The following is a 14,666-nucleotide window of genomic DNA, read 5'->3' on the forward strand; positions in this document are numbered from 1 at the left end:
CCGCGAATCGAACCCAGCCCCGCACAAGAATTGGCGCTCAGATCATTCACATCCCATTAGGACGACTCGACGGCCGGCTCCTCCGACTCTTCGAGCGCATCCGCCGGAACATCACCCGATTCATTCCACGTCTTGATGATCGACCAACCAACGGCCGCAATCGGCACCGAGAGCACCGCACCAACGATCCCGCCGAGAACGGTTCCTACCGTCAATGCCACCAAAATGACCAAGGGGTGGATGCTCAAAGACTGTGCCATGACAATGGGCTGAAGCAGGTTGCCCTCCAGCTGGTTGACGAGCACCACGATGCCGAGAACTATCAGGGCAACAACCCACCCATTCGTCACCAACGCGACGAGGGCGGCCAGAATGCCGGCAACGGTTGCGCCGACCAGAGGGATGAAAGCACCAAGAAACACGATCACGGCAAGCGGGAGAGCCAGCGGCACCTGCAGAATCAGCAATCCCGCACCAATTCCTACAGCGTCTACCGCGGCGATGATGGCGGTTCCGCGAACATAGCCGCCGAGAGTGGTTACGGCTGTGCGTCCAATGCGGTGCCCGCGCTCACGGCGTACACCGTGCGTGGGCCGCAAGAAGAACTCCCAAATGTTGTCGCCATCTTTGAGGAAGAAGAACAGGATGACAACGCCGAGAAGCAGTCCGGTCACAACCTGAGCTGCAGCAGACACCCCCTGAATCGCACCGAGACCAAAGGATGCGCTCGTGAAGAAATCAAGAATTGCGTTCCACGCCTCGTCAAGAGCATTTTGATCAATGGGGAACGGCCCGTGGAGTGCAAACTCCTTGAGCTGATCGAACCCATCCGTCGCAGAGGTCGCAAGCTCAGACCATTGGTCACGCACGGCAAACACAACAGCCGTGATGAGACCGCCGAGCACCAGAATTCCGCCAAGCAAAGTGATCCAGGTGGAGAGCATCCGCCCAACCCCACGCCGCCGCATCCACATCACCAGCGGACTCGCAGCCGCAGCAAGAATCAACGCAATCAGCACCGGAATAACAACGAGCTTCAGCTGGGTCAATCCAAAGATGGTCACCGACGCCAGCGTGAGCAGTAGCAACACCTGCAGCGCCCTCGTTGACCACGCACCAAGACGGTCCGTCCACATGGAGTGCAGACCAGTGCGCTCAGAATCAGCGTTGCGCTCGGAACCTGACAAACTTTTCGACTTGCTCATGCCGCCAGAATAGTCGCACGCCCCTCACGAGCATCCGCGCAACACGAGCGGTTTGACGAACTAGTCGAGCAGGAGAGCAGGCTCTTCGAGCACACTCGCTAGGTCAGCAACAAAGCGGCTAGCGACATCCCCGTCAACGATGCGGTGGTCGAAACTCGCACTCACAGTGGTGACATAGCGGGCGCGCACTTCACCATCGACAACCCACGGCTTTTGCTTGATCGAACCGAGCGCCACAATCGCGGCCTCACCCGGGTTGATGATTGGCGTACCCGTGTCCATGCCATAGGAACCGATGTTGGTGATCGTGATCGTTCCATTCGACATTTCGGCGGGCTGCGTCTTGCCATCGCGCGCCGTCAACGTCAACTGTTCGAGCGCCTTCGCAAGGTCGAAGAGGCTCAGGTCCTGAGCATCCTTGACGTTCGGCACGATGAGTCCGCGCGGGGTGGCTGCAGCGATACCCAAGTTCACGTAGTGGTGAACGATGATCTCTTTGTCAGTCCAACTCGAGTTCACGGTCGGGTTGCGGCGCACCGCCCAGTTCACCGCCTTCGCCATAATCAGCAGCGGGCTAACGCGTACCCCAGCAAAGTCAGGCGAGTTCTTGAGACGCTTCACGAACTCCATGGTTCGCGTGGCATCCACGTCGGTGAAGACGCTCACGTGCGGCGCCGTGAATGCGCTGTGCACCATTGCCTTAGCGATCGCCTTGCGCACACCCTTTACAGGAATGCGCTCGTCGCGGTCGCCGCCCCACTCCGGAGTCTCGATGTTGCGGAAGACACTCGCCTGCGAAGCATGACGAATCACATCCTCGCGCGTGGTTTCACCGGCAAGACCTGTGGCGTCGACCTCCGAGAGCTCAACCCCCAGATCCTTCGCCAGCTTGCGAATGGGCGGCTTCGCGATGATCGGGCTCGCGAAAGAAGCGGGAACGGATGCCGGACGCGGCTTCGACGCAGCGGTTGCCGCCGCGTCATCCTTCGACGGCTGCGCACCCTTGCGGCGACGTGAACTTACGTGCCCGCCTGTGCCGTAACCCACGAGCACAGCGCCTGGCTTGTCGTCTTCGTTGGCAATCGTGGATGCCGTGTCAGCGACAGCAGCGGCAGCGTCATCAACCGAACTGCTCTCAGAGCCGACATCGGACATCATCCCGTGGCTCTCATCTTCGCCAGAACCGGGGGCGGTGAGCTCAACCGAACCACCAACGGACTGAACGCTGATGATCGGGGTGCCGACTTCGACCGTCGCACCCTCCTCGACGAGCAACTTCTGCACCGTGCCCGCAAAGGGCGATGGCAGCTCTACGAGCGACTTCGCCGTCTCGATTTCGACAAGAACCTGGTTGACCGTGATCTCATCACCGGGCGCAACCTTCCAGGAGACGATCTCGGCTTCGGTAAGCCCCTCGCCCACATCGGGGAGAGGAAATTCAGATACAGCCACAAGGGCCTCCTTCGTCAGTAGGCCAACGCCCGGTCAACAGCATCCAAGATGCGGTCAACACTGGGCAAATACACGGATTCCAGCTTGGCGGGAGGGAACGGTGTGTCATAGCCGCTCACCCGAAGCACCGGGGCCTCAAGTGAATAGAATGCGCGCTCAGATACCGTAGCGGCAACCTCGGAGCCCACACTGACATTCCCTGGTGCCTCTTGAACAACAACAACGCGACCCGTCTTTTGAGCGGATGCCACTAAAGGTTCGTAGTCGATAGGGGAGAGCGATCGAAGGTCAACGACCTCCACACTCGTTCCCTCCTCAGCGGCGATCTCTGCTGCCTGCAACAGCATTGACACAATGGCGCCGTGACCGACAAGGGTCACTTCGGTGCCTTCACGCACAACGCGACTCGCGTGAGTGGCGATGCCGCTCGACTCGCGATCGACCTCACCCTTCTGCCAGTAGCGCGACTTGGGCTCAAAGAACATGACCGGGTCATTGCTGGCAATGGCTTCCTGAATGAGCCAGTAGGCATCATGAGGGGTAGCGGGACTCAACAGTCGAAGGCCAGCGGAATGAGCGAAGTACGCTTCCGGGCTCTCCTGGTGGTGCTCGACCGCACCAATGTGTCCGCCATAAGGAACGCGAATCACAACCGGCATCGACAGGGTGCCTTCGTGGCGGGCCGTCAGCTTTGCCAGTTGGGAGGTGATCTGATCGAAGCCGGGAAAAATGAAACCATCGAACTGAATCTCGCACACGGGGCGGAATCCGCTCATGGCAAGTCCGATCGCGGTACCGACAATGCCTGACTCCGCGAGCGGGGTGTCAATCACTCGGTTATCGCCAAACTCGGCCTGAAGCCCCTCGGTTACCCGAAAAACGCCGCCAAGCGGCCCAATGTCTTCACCCATCAGCAGCACTGTGCTGTCGGCCATCGCCGCACGCAAACCCTCATTGAGGGCCTTCGCCATTGTCATCGTCTCAGTCATTAGTGACCTTCCTCAAACGATGCCTCGAAGTCGGCGAGCGCCTGGCGCTGCGCATCCATTACGGGGTGCGGGTCGGAATACACGTGATCGAAAAGGGTTGACGTTGCCGGAACCGGCAATTCCAGAATGCGCTTGCGGATGTCTGCCGCCAAATCATCACCCTCGGTGGCGATCTCGTCAAAGAACGACTGACTCGCTCCCCGAGCACGCAGATACGCATCGAAGCGAGTGATCGGGTCACGCTGAGCCCAAAACTCGAGCTCGCTGTTATCCCGATATTTCGAGGGGTCGTCGCTCGTAGTGTGGGCGCCCATGCGGTAGGTGAGCGCCTCAATGAAGCGGGGCCCCTGACCGGAGCGTGCAGCATCCAAATTGGCGGTCGCGACAGCGAAGCTTGCGAGTACGTCGTTGCCATCGACCTGAACGCTCGGGATGCCGAACCCCTCGCCGCGCAAATAGAGCGGCGTGCGCGACTGACGTGACACCGGAACGGAAATTGCCCAGTGGTTGTTCTGCAAGAAAAACACTTGAGGCGTTTGGTAACTCGCAGCGAACACCATTGCTTCGCTGACATCGCCCTGGCTCGTTGAACCATCGCCGAAGTACACCATGACGGCGGCATCTTTGTCTGGGTTTCCAGTCGCCGTCAACCCTTGAAGATTAAGGCCCATGGCATAACCGGTGGCGTGCAACGTCTGCGAGCCAATGACCAGAGTGTAGAGATGGAAGTTGTCGTGATCCTTCGGATCCCAACCACCATGACTGAGCCCGCGGAACATCGACAAAATTGTGATCGGGTCAACGCCGCGCGTCAACGCAATGACATGTTCGCGGTAGGACGGGAAAAGGTGATCCTGTGGCTTCGCGGCAAGAGCCGAACCCACCTGAGCGGCTTCCTGACCGTGGCTCGGCACCCAGAGGGCAAGCTGACCTTGGCGCTGAAGATTCGCGGCCTCAATATCGAAGCGGCGCATCACGACCATATGACGGTGAAGCTCCTGAAGAGCGTCATCACTGAGCTTGTCTACATACGGGAGGTACTGTTCGCTGGCATCGCTGTGAACGAGCGTGCCCTCGGGAGACAGCAGCTGAACCGTCGCGGCGGTATAAGACATTCGACTAATCTAACGTGGCTCGCGCGGGTTCGTTTTCGCGAGAACTCACAACCTCTTGCGCTGCCCTTAGGAGTTTCTCCACAGATTCTTCCTCACCGACACTGATTCGGAGGCCATCACCGAGCGCACGAACGACGATTCCGTTGGTACGAAAAACCTCTGCAGCCCAATTGGTTACTGCCCCCGTCGGCAGCCAAACAAAGTTTCCGCTCGGGGCAGGCACATCCCAGCCTTGGTCGCGCAGCCCAGCCACGATGCGATCGCGAACAGCATTTATTCGGGCCACGCGCTCCAACAATTCATCTTCATGTTCGAGGGATGCGATAGCTGCCGTCTGCGCTAATTCTGTTACGGAGAGCGGAATTGCTACCGCTCGCGCCGCATCCATCACATATTCGGGGCCCGCGGCGTAGCCGATTCGCAGGCCAGCAAGGCCATAGGCCTTGGAGAATGTGCGCAGCAGAACGAGGTTCGCATACTCGCCGAGGAGCGTTTCGCCGCGCACCGCTTCGGGATCGGTGACGAATTCGCGGTAGGCCTCATCAAGAACGACGAGCACGTTCTCTGGAACGGCCGCCATGAATTCACGGAACTCGGAATCGGTGACAACAGTGCTCGTAGGGTTATTGGGACTGCACACGATGACAACTCGAGTGGATGCCGTGATGGCATCGCGCATTGCCGCTAGGTCGTGTCGGTGGTCGGCTCCGTTCGCGATCTGCACGCTTGTGGCGCCGCTTGCGGAGACCAGCAGGGGGTAGGCCTCGAAGCTTCGCCACGCGTAGATGACTTCATCACCGGGGGCCGAAGCCGCGGTGATGAGTTGTGCGAGTACGGCAACGGAACCTGCGCCGACCTGCACATTTTCTGCGGTTATCCCGAAGCGGGAGGCAATGTGGGTGCGCAAGGCGTAGGCCGAGGCATCCGGGTAGCGGTTGATGCTGTGGGTGGAGAGGGCTTCACGCACAGAGGGCAGTGGCTCGAAGGGGTTTTCGTTTGACGACAGTTTGAACGCGTCAGCTTCAGCGGGGGCACCCTGACGGTAGGGGACGATGGCCGCAATTTCTGGCCGAAGCTGCACGCGTTGTGAGGTCACTGCCCCAGCCTAGAGGCGTGAGCCCGTGTAGTTGTTGTGCTGCCGCGACATTCTTTATTCGCCGTCGCGAGCGTGGATCCGGTCGCAGGCGTTGCGGCCCAACAAATCGGGGGTGCATAGTTGAACCATGAGAATCGTTGTGCGCCTGCTGATCAATGCTCTTGCCCTGTGGCTTACGACGGTGCTTGTTGCCGGTGTTGAGCTGGTTCCCTTCGAGCCAGGCGGAACGCTTGAGGTTGTACTGACCTTCTTGATCGTTGCTGCAGTGTTCGGAATCGTGAACGGTGTTTTGGGAAACCTGATTCGAATCGTCGCTTTTCCGCTCTACGTTCTCACTCTTGGTCTTCTTGCGCTCGTAGTAAACGGGTTGCTGTTGCTTTTGGTCAGCTGGATCTCGAGCCTCTTCGGTTTCGGTCTCGTCGTCAACGGTTTCTGGTGGGGAGTCCTCGGTGCGCTTGTCTTGGGAATGATCAGCTGGTTCATCGGAATCCTGGTTCGACCCATTGTGGGCAAACAGCGCTAGCCAGCATTACCGCCGCGGTTTCCCCGTTATTGTTCCGCTATTTTTCGCCGCCTAAGGCTCTACTCGCTCATAGTGGTAGCTAGTGACGGTGGAGGTTGTCGCGCCGCGAGTAAACTCACCCAGCGCTTCGGCTGATTCTCGAATTTGGTCACTGCCCGACTGGTCCATGAGCCGAGCGGTCTCTCGATATTCGGTGACCTGATGGGCCGGAACGGGCACACCTTCCGGAAGCGCGCGTTCTCCGAACGCTTGCCGTTCTACGACGAGCGCCTGGCTATTGTCTTGTAGCCCGCCGGCAGCGACAACAAGGTCATCGGTGTGCTCTACGACAACCGCGCGCACCTCGTCAGGAATGTCAATTTGCCCCAGGTTGCCCCCAACCGTGAAGACGCCCACGGTGTTGTATTCACCAGATTCAGCGAGCCGAGCTGCGGTAGCGGCGCCTTGCGAGTGACCACTGAAAGTAACCGGGGTTTCGCTGGTGATTCCCGCTTCACGCATCGCTGCGGCCACCGCCGAGACTGCACCAGATTGCTGTCCGGCTGCAAGCGAAAGATTGCTCGTACCGTCGAGTGGCTGATCGCTATCTGAAATCGCAAATTCAACGGTTCCTGCGATATAGACCTCAAATCGATCGGGTTCTCCGGGGGTCTCAAATTTCTCAATCCGAATCTGCTCGGGATGCTCGGGAGTGGGTTGTGGGATGCGCGCGACACGCTCCTCGAAGGTCTGCACCGCCTCGACTGGCTCAGGCTGTGTCGCGCTCTTCAACACAACAGGGGTCTCCTTCAGCACGCCAACAATTCCTCCTGCCTTCTGAATAAACCCAGCAGATGTACCCAAACCGATCAAGCCAGCCGCACTCAAAGCCGACACGACAGCGGGTGGCACACCTCCAGCGCCAGCAGTGAACTCATCAACGGTCATAACTCCGTGTCGGAGAGCACGCAAAAAAGCGGGATCGCTGATGAGTTCCGTCAGTTGTGCTGTCATCCATTCCTTGTCGGCGAACTCCGGATTGGTTTTGCTGATAAGGAAGGCGGCGATCCCTGCACCGGTAAGAAACGGGAGCAGGGGAGTCGTCAACAGGACGAGACCCGCCCACGCAGGAAAAAGGAACCCGAAGCCGGCTGCTGCATCAGCCGCAGCACGCCGAATGAGATTCTGCGCAATGTTTTCACCCCAGCCGTAGGTCTCTGCCGCGATTCGCACGAGCCCGCTCATCAGCTCTGCTCGCTGAGCAAGGAGGTCGAGCGTGGTGCGCGCACTGTCGAGATCAGCTTCAGCGAAAGCAGCTGCGCTCGGGATGCCCAAGCTCTCAAGCTGCCGCGTGGTGAGCCGAGCATCCACCATGTCTATGGCACCAACAACGCTGCGAGTCATTTCTGCTGCGCGCACGAGGCCCGTCGCGCTGCTGAGCATCTCGTCAGTGGCAATCGCATGACTGCCACCGCCCGAGATGCTGAGCTCATCCGACACGAGCACTCATCTGACTCAGAGCATTCATGGTGCGCTGTTCCGCCGTCTCGATCATCGTGCACGCGCTCGCAAGATCCCGATGCAACTCCTGCACGCCGGAATCGAACACCTGCTGGGCTGGCCCACGCCAATTGATGCCGTGTTTCGGCAGCAGCGAGCGCACATAAGAGAGCCGTTCGCTAATCATGCGGAGTTGTTGAGCCTGAAACTCGAGTGCGACGCTGGCCGTCACATCCATGGGATTTGTCATCTATCGCCTTCCGATGACTCAACTGTGCTGAAACTTTCCCCTTGCTTAAGGTGTCCGCGAGAAGTCAGGAAGACCAATCCCTGAACCACCGCTGTTGGGGAGTTGAAACTGCGCGACAATGAAGCATGACCTTCGAGCGTGCACTCTCCGACTCGACGACATTCAAAGTCTGTTTTGTCTGCACCGGCAACATCTGCCGCTCCCCGATGGCAGAGGCTGTTTTCAAGGACCTAATCGCCAAGGCTGGCCTCGAAGACCGCATTGTCGTTGCCTCCGCTGGCACCGGCGATTGGCATGTTGGCGAGCCGGCCGACGACCGCACCATCAACGCCCTCGCGGCGCGCGGCTACAATGGTTCTGGGCATCGAGCCCGCCAGTTTGACCCCGAATGGTTCAACAAGCTTGACCTCATCGTTGCGTTTGATCGAGGACAAGAACGAATTCTGCGCACCTGGGCACCCAGCGACCAAGACCGGTCAAAAGTGCAGCCCATGTTGGGCTTTGATAGCGAACTCGCTCATCTCATAGACGTGCCAGACCCCTACTATTCGGATGCCGCACTCTTCGACCATGTCCTCGGCATGATCGAGAGGGCCTGCGGCTCACTATTTCGTCAGATCACGCCAGGAATCACAGCACACTCCGCCAACAACTAGGGAGCCTCATGAGCCCGTTGCCCGTTCAACCACTAAGCCCTCTTGATGGCCGCTACCGCCCTGCCGTCTCGGCGTTGGGCGAGCACCTCTCTGAAGCAGGACTGAATCGGGCCCGCGTGCACGTCGAAGTTGAGTGGCTCATCTTCCTCACCGACAAGAGCTTGTTCGGTTCGACTGCTCTTTCTGTTGAGCACACCAGCGCCTTGCGCGCGTTCGCTGCTGATTTCGGCCAAGAGCAGATCGATGAGCTTGCTCGCCTCGAAGCCACGACCCGCCACGACGTGAAGGCCGTCGAGTACCTCGTGCGCGCCAAGCTTGACGAACTCGGCCTCAACGCCATCGCCGAGCTCACCCATTTCGCCGCCACCAGCGAAGACGTCAACAACCTCTCCTACGCGCTCACCATCTCCGATGCCGTGCGCGAGGTCTGGCTGCCTAAGTTTCGTATCGTGCTCGATGCGCTTCGGGCGCAGTCCGAGCTCATGCGCGACAACGCGATGCTCGCTCACACCCACGGTCAGCCGGCGACGCCGACCACCATGGGCAAGGAGTTCGCGGTCTTTGTATACCGTCTGGAGCGCATCCTGACTCGCATTGAGGGCATCAGCTACCTCGGCAAGTTCAGCGGAGCTACCGGCACCTTTGCCGCCCACCTTGCTGCAGACCCCGAGCAGAACTGGCCGGCGCTGTCGAAGGAGTTCGTGGAGTCCCTGGGGCTTGACTGGAACCCACTGACCACACAGATCGAGTCGCACGACTGGCAAGTGGAGCTGTACCAGGCCACGAGCCACGCCAACCGTGTGCTGCACAACCTTTGCACCGACGTGTGGTCGTACATTTCGATGGGCTACTTCCGCCAGATCCCGCAGGCGGGCGCGACCGGTTCATCGACGATGCCGCACAAGATCAACCCCATCCGCTTTGAGAACGCCGAAGCAAACCTCGAGCTGTCGAGCGCGCTTCTCGAGTCGCTCGCTCAAACCCTGGTGACTTCTCGCCTGCAGCGCGACCTCACCGACTCCACGACGCAGCGCAACGTGGGTGTCGCCTACGGCCACTCGCTGCTCGCTCTCGACAACATCGAGCGCGGCCTCAAGGAGATCGCCCTCAACCCTGTTGCTCTCGATGCGGATCTCGACAGCAACTGGGAGATTCTCGGCGAGGCCATCCAGACAGTCATCCGCGCAGAGGTCACTGCTGGTCGCAGCACCATCAGCGACCCCTACGCGATCCTCAAGGAGCTCACGCGCGGCAAGCGCATCAACGCGACCGACCTCAGCGAGTTCATCGCCGGGCTCGACATTGGTGCGGATGCCAAAGCACGCCTGCAGACGCTGACTCCAGCCACCTATGTTGGGCTCGCAAGTTCGCTCGTCGACTACCTCGGTGACAGCAAGTAACTCACGCGCGCGTTCTCGTTACTCACGCACGATCTAGTAACTCGCGCGCGGCACAAGGCCGGCCTCTTCACGGAGGCTGGCTTTTTGCGTTAAAGCCGCGACCGTCTCTGGACGCCACCCCCGTCCGCGCCCTTCGGAAATTCAGGAAAAGCTACTGAGGCGTGCAGCGAGATCGTGGGAATCGCGCGGAAGTCCCGCAAGCCGATTCGTTGGCGAGCCCGATTTTCCTGAATTTCCGAAGGGGGAAAGGGCAGGGGGAAACGGGGCACAGGGGGAAACGGGGCACAGGGCAGGGCACGGAAAACGGGGCAGCGGGAATTACAGAGACAGTGCAGGGGACGCCGCCCGCGACGGCGATAACGGCAACAACGGCGGCAGGTGCGGCAGGTGCGGCCCGGTGCCGGCTAGTGCGCTGAGTCGCGGTCCTGCTCGTCGAGATCGAGCAGCTCGTCTTTGTCGGGCCGGATAGCGAGCACGAGCATCGCGATGGTCACGAGCGAGACGATGAAGGCGATTCCGGCGAAGATGAGGCCGAGCATCCATTCGCGAGTGGACATGAATACGACGAGTCCAGTAAAGATCGCAAAGATTCCAGAAAGGCCGAGCATTTCGGCTGGGCGCGTACGGTCACGCTTGTTGGGGGAATCCACCTAGTCCTCTTTCTGTTGCACGGCTGCGGTGGCCGCGATGTGATCGTTGCTGCTCCACTTGAGTGAGAGCGCAGCAATCACCAAATACACCCCAAGGATGGCCCAATAAGCTCCAAGAAGCCCGACGACCACGATGGATGCCGTCAATTCTCGATCGATGCCGTCAGGTCCCGTGTATGGCTGAGCAAATCCCGGTGGAACCAGCAGCACGACGAGTGCGAGGATCGCGGTCAGTGATCCAACGAAAACCCAGTCGCGCGATGATGCGTCGCGTCCGCGGCTTCGTAGTCCGAGGTAGAGCTCGATAAAGCCGGTGATTGCAGCAAAAGCGGTGAGCAGGAAGACGAAATACGCCTGCCCGCCTCCGGTGGCAACGAATGCGGCAATTGCGGTCATCAGCGTAACGACACCCTGAGTAATCAAGAGGGTGCGCTGGATGCCGCGGTGCGGTGACAGCACGCTGGCGGTCAGGATCACGGCGCCAGCGACGAGGGTGAAACTCGCGAGAGTAACAAGTCCCAGGCGTGCGGAGTGGTCTGCCGAAAACGTGACGGCAATAGCGACAGCAATGGCGGGAATTGCTCGGGCTAACGGCACGTACCACGCAGTGGATGCCGGCAGCGGCTCGGTGTGAGCACTAGTCAAGCGATCGCCTTCTTTCTGAACGAGCGGTTGCTTCTAGTGTAAGCCGCTTGGCGTGCCGCTACGTCGGCGCGCTCTCAGGCGCCTTGGGCTAGCGCAGCGGCAGTCGAGCCGCTATGACCCGGGCGGAAGGTCGACGAAGCGCGAGAAGTGGCCGTGGAAGCCGACGGTCACGGTGCGGGTTGGTCCGTTGCGGTGCTTGGCAATGATCAGGTCAGCTTCTCCGGCACGGGGGCTGTCTGCTTCGTACGCACTTTCGCGGTGCAGCAGGATAACCATGTCGGCGTCTTGCTCGAGCGATCCTGATTCACGAAGGTCGGAGAGGGCAGGCTTCTTGTCTGCACGCTGTTCAGGTCCACGGTTCAGCTGAGAGATAGCGATCACGGGGACTTCAAGTTCTTTCGCAAGCAGCTTGAGTGCACGCGAGAACTCGCTGACCTCTTGCTGTCGCGATTCGACTTTCTTACCGCTCGTCATGAGCTGCAGGTAGTCGATGATGACCATGCGCAGGCCGACTTTTTGTTTGAGTCGGCGGCACTTGGCACGAATCTCGACGAGAGTCATGTTGGGGCTGTCATCGATGTACAGCGGGGCATCGTTGATGCGGCCACGAGTCTGAGCGATTGTGGTCCAGTCGTTGGCGTGCACCGATCCCTTACGCATGTGCTGCAGGGGAACGCTGGCTTCTGCAGACAGCAGTCGCATAGCGATCTCACTGCGCCCCATTTCGAGCGAGAAAACAATCGACGGCAAATCATGGTGAATGGATGCTGCGCGAGCGAAGTCCAAACCAAGCGTTGACTTACCGATAGCTGGTCGCGCGGCCAAAATGATCAGCTGGCCGGGGTGCAACCCGTTGGTGAGTTCATCGAGTTCAGCGAATCCGGTGGGAACACCGATCATCTGACCGTCGCGGCCGCGGGCGGCTTCGATTTCGTCGATCGCACTCTCGACTGCGGTTGTGAGGGGCACGTAGTCTTCGGTTTCGACTCCACCGGTTACAGAGTAAATCTCCGCCTGGGCGTTGTTGACGAGGTCGAGCACTTCGCCTTCGCTGGCGTAACCCATCTGAACGATGCGGGTGCCTGCTTCAACGAGGCGGCGGAGAACAGCTTTCTCGGTGACGATGTTTGCGTAAAAGCCGGCGTTAGCCGCGGTGGGTACGACACCGGTAAGAGTGTGAAGGTACTCAACACCACCAGCTCGCGAGAGTTCACCGGTCTTGGTGAGCTCATCGGTAACGGCGATCACGTCGGTCGGTTCACCGTGCGAGTAGAGCGTCAGTACTGCGTTGAAGATCGTTTCGTGCTTGGGAACGTAGAAGTCTCCACCACGTACTGTCTCGATGACGTCGGCTACGGCATCTTTGCTGAGCAGCATTCCACCGATCGCGCTCTGTTCGGCGAGGAGGTCGTGCGGGGGAACGCGGTCGCCGCGGGAGCCGCGGGATTCGCCGGACTGACGTTCGTCACCGGCGAGGCCCAAGTGCGCAATAGACATACGTTTCCTCCTAGTGGGGCAGCCCTAGTTATACGGGTAACCCCCGACACTCGGGCAGGCTCCTCACTGGTGCCTGCTTCAAGGCTCCTTCACAATACGAAGCATGGTCAACAACCCACAACTGGGGCTGTGGATAGGGCTGTGCAGAACTCCGGCGAAACGCCGCAACTCTTGTGAGGAACCTGTGGAAACAACTGTGGAAACTCACCCCAGTATTTCGCGTAAGGCACCGCTGACCTGCTCTTTTACAATCCACACACAGTGTGTAGAAACATGTCTAAAGTCAGGCTTGAGGGTTCCGTATCTTTTCGAAATCCTGTGCATAAAGGACTTGACAAGTCGGGTTAAAACACAAGGACGACGGGCCAATTGGCCCGTCGTCCTTGCGGTAAATCAGTTACTTGCCTGCAACAACCTGAAGGGTGATCGTCGCAACGATGTCGTCACGCAGACGAATCGTAGCTTCGTGGTCGCCAACAACCTTGATGGGGCTCGTGATCTCGATCTTGCGCTTGTCGATGTCGCCAAGACCAGCAGCGGTGACAGCTTCTGCCACGTGTGAAGGCTTAACCGAACCGAACAGACGTCCACCCTGACCAGCGGTCACGGTGAGCTTGACCTTGGTCGCCTGGAGGCGAGCCTTGAGGTCCTGCGCTTCTTCGAGAGTGGCGTGCTCGCGTGAAACGCGTGCTGCCTTGATGGACTCGACCTGCTTTTCGCCACCGCGAGTCCACGCCACGGCAAAGCCCTGGGGGATGAGGTAGTTACGAGCGAAGCCGTTCTTTACGTCGACGACGTCACCGGGAGTGCCGAGACCGGTCACTTCGTGAGTGAGGATGAGCTTAGACATGTCGGTGGCTCCTTAACGGCCTGCGCCGGCGTAGGGCAGCAATGCCATCTCACGGGCGTTCTTGACGGCCGTGGCGATGAGACGCTGCTCCTGAACGGAAACACCGGTGATACGACGGGCGCGGATCTTTCCACGCTCGGAGATGAATTTACGAAGCGTAGCGACATCCTTGTAGTCGATTACGCCAACGCGAATCGACTTGGCTGGTGCGGCGTTCTTGCCGTCCTTGCCCTTGCGGATGGGCTTGCGGCGGTCGCCGCTGCTCTTTCCTGCCATGAGTGTTACTTCTTTCTGTAATTAAGGCTGAGCGTCGAGTGCCTAGAAAGGCGTCTCGTCGGAGTAGTTGCCTGGCGTGTTCCATACGTCACCAGATGCTGCGGGAGCACTTGCGGCCCACGGCTCGTCTTTCGACTGGCCTGCGCCTTGCTGTCCGCCACCGTTTTGCTGGGCGCCACGAGGGGCCGAGCTATCACGGGGTGCACGGGTTACCTGCGCCGTTGCATAACGGAGGCTGGGGCCGACTTCGTCGATCTCCAGTTCCATGCTCGTGCGCTTTTCGCCCTCTTTGGTTTCGTAGGAGCGCTGACGAAGGCGGCCCTGCGCAATAACGCGGCTGCCCTTAGTCAGGGTTCCAGCAACGTGCTCGGCGAATTCACGCCAGCACGAAGCGCGGAGAAACAGTGCTTCTCCGTCTTTCCACTCGTTCGATGCTCGATCGAAGGTGCGCGGCGTTGAGGCAATGGTGAAGTTAGCCACAGCAAGTCCACCCTGCGTGTACCGCAGTTCTGGATCTGCCGTGAGGTTACCCACGACCGTAATGACTGTCTCGCCGGCCACGACTACTCTGCTTCCGCTTCAG

Annotated in this window: 16 protein-coding genes; 3 read left to right on the forward strand and 13 right to left on the reverse strand. The window is 59.6% G+C overall.

Features of this window, described 5'->3' with window-relative positions:
• Positions 1 to 56: 56 nt before the first annotated feature.
• The 5 genes from AC1ENN_RS14085 to AC1ENN_RS14105 are packed head-to-tail and all read right to left on the reverse strand — an operon-like array spanning position 57 to position 5,857.
• Positions 57 to 1,205, reverse strand: a complete 1,149-nt coding sequence (locus AC1ENN_RS14085) for an AI-2E family transporter (RefSeq protein WP_449647837.1) — start codon at positions 1,203 to 1,205, stop codon at positions 57 to 59.
• Between the two features lie 60 nt (positions 1,206 to 1,265).
• Positions 1,266 to 2,657, reverse strand: a complete 1,392-nt coding sequence (locus tag AC1ENN_RS14090; protein WP_449647838.1) for a dihydrolipoamide acetyltransferase family protein — start codon at positions 2,655 to 2,657, stop codon at positions 1,266 to 1,268.
• A gap of 14 nt (positions 2,658 to 2,671) precedes the next feature.
• Positions 2,672 to 3,646 carry an alpha-ketoacid dehydrogenase subunit beta gene (locus AC1ENN_RS14095; protein WP_449647839.1) on the reverse strand — a complete coding sequence of 325 codons (975 nt, stop codon included), beginning with the start codon at positions 3,644 to 3,646 and terminating at the stop codon, positions 2,672 to 2,674.
• Positions 3,646 to 4,761, reverse strand: a complete 1,116-nt coding sequence (locus tag AC1ENN_RS14100; protein WP_480406315.1) for a thiamine pyrophosphate-dependent dehydrogenase E1 component subunit alpha — start codon at positions 4,759 to 4,761, stop codon at positions 3,646 to 3,648. The genes AC1ENN_RS14095 and AC1ENN_RS14100 overlap by 1 nt, the downstream gene beginning before the upstream one ends.
• Positions 4,762 to 4,765: 4 nt before the next feature.
• Entirely contained in the window at positions 4,766 to 5,857 is a 1,092-nt protein-coding gene (locus tag AC1ENN_RS14105; RefSeq protein WP_480406316.1) for a histidinol-phosphate transaminase, read from the reverse strand.
• Between the two features lie 127 nt (positions 5,858 to 5,984).
• On the opposite strand from AC1ENN_RS14105, the gene AC1ENN_RS14110 reads away from it, so the two are divergent.
• Positions 5,985 to 6,380 (forward strand): phage holin family protein, encoded by a 396-nt coding sequence (locus tag AC1ENN_RS14110; protein ID WP_449647842.1) that lies wholly within the window; start codon positions 5,985 to 5,987, stop codon positions 6,378 to 6,380.
• 51 nt (positions 6,381 to 6,431) lie between these two features.
• On the opposite strand, the gene AC1ENN_RS14115 is transcribed toward AC1ENN_RS14110, so the two are convergent.
• A complete protein-coding gene (locus tag AC1ENN_RS14115) occupies positions 6,432 to 7,859 on the reverse strand; it encodes a hypothetical protein (protein ID WP_449647843.1) in 1,428 nt (475 codons plus the stop codon).
• On the reverse strand, positions 7,849 to 8,109 hold the full coding sequence (locus tag AC1ENN_RS14120; RefSeq protein WP_449647844.1) for a hypothetical protein: 261 nt from the start codon (positions 8,107 to 8,109) through the stop codon (positions 7,849 to 7,851). The genes AC1ENN_RS14115 and AC1ENN_RS14120 overlap by 11 nt, the downstream gene beginning before the upstream one ends.
• A gap of 125 nt (positions 8,110 to 8,234) precedes the next feature.
• Here AC1ENN_RS14120 and AC1ENN_RS14125 point away from each other — a divergent pair, with 125 nt between their 5' ends.
• Together AC1ENN_RS14125 and purB are read left to right on the forward strand one after the other, a co-directional pair.
• Positions 8,235 to 8,765 carry a low molecular weight protein-tyrosine-phosphatase gene (locus AC1ENN_RS14125; RefSeq protein ID WP_480391496.1) on the forward strand — a complete coding sequence of 177 codons (531 nt, stop codon included), beginning with the start codon at positions 8,235 to 8,237 and terminating at the stop codon, positions 8,763 to 8,765.
• 8 nt (positions 8,766 to 8,773) lie between these two features.
• Complete coding sequence (gene purB / locus AC1ENN_RS14130) at positions 8,774 to 10,165, forward strand: adenylosuccinate lyase (RefSeq protein ID WP_449647846.1); 1,392 nt, start codon at positions 8,774 to 8,776, stop codon at positions 10,163 to 10,165.
• A 404-nt stretch (positions 10,166 to 10,569) separates the two neighbouring features.
• Here purB and AC1ENN_RS14135 read toward each other — a convergent pair whose 3' ends face one another.
• The 6 genes from AC1ENN_RS14135 to AC1ENN_RS14160 form a co-directional block, all read right to left on the reverse strand.
• A complete protein-coding gene (locus AC1ENN_RS14135; protein WP_480391497.1) occupies positions 10,570 to 10,815 on the reverse strand; it encodes a hypothetical protein in 246 nt (81 codons plus the stop codon).
• Positions 10,816 to 11,460: a hypothetical protein gene (locus tag AC1ENN_RS14140; RefSeq protein WP_480391498.1), complete on the reverse strand. Its 645-nt coding sequence runs from the start codon at positions 11,458 to 11,460 to the stop codon at positions 10,816 to 10,818. It abuts the gene before it with no gap.
• Positions 11,461 to 11,571: 111 nt separating this feature from the next.
• A complete protein-coding gene (dnaB, locus tag AC1ENN_RS14145; RefSeq protein WP_449647849.1) occupies positions 11,572 to 12,957 on the reverse strand; it encodes a replicative DNA helicase in 1,386 nt (461 codons plus the stop codon).
• 397 nt (positions 12,958 to 13,354) lie between these two features.
• Positions 13,355 to 13,807, reverse strand: a complete 453-nt coding sequence (gene rplI / locus AC1ENN_RS14150) for a 50S ribosomal protein L9 (protein WP_449647850.1) — start codon at positions 13,805 to 13,807, stop codon at positions 13,355 to 13,357.
• A 12-nt stretch (positions 13,808 to 13,819) separates the two neighbouring features.
• Positions 13,820 to 14,083 (reverse strand): 30S ribosomal protein S18, encoded by a 264-nt coding sequence (gene rpsR / locus AC1ENN_RS14155; RefSeq protein WP_009773575.1) that lies wholly within the window; start codon positions 14,081 to 14,083, stop codon positions 13,820 to 13,822.
• Positions 14,084 to 14,125: 42 nt separating this feature from the next.
• The gene (locus tag AC1ENN_RS14160; protein WP_449647851.1) at positions 14,126 to 14,644 is read right to left on the reverse strand and encodes a single-stranded DNA-binding protein; all 519 of its coding nucleotides are present in this window, start codon (positions 14,642 to 14,644) and stop codon (positions 14,126 to 14,128) included.
• Positions 14,645 to 14,666: the final 22 nt, after the last annotated feature.

This window comes from Rhodoglobus sp. G.S.23 (assembly GCF_056675935.1).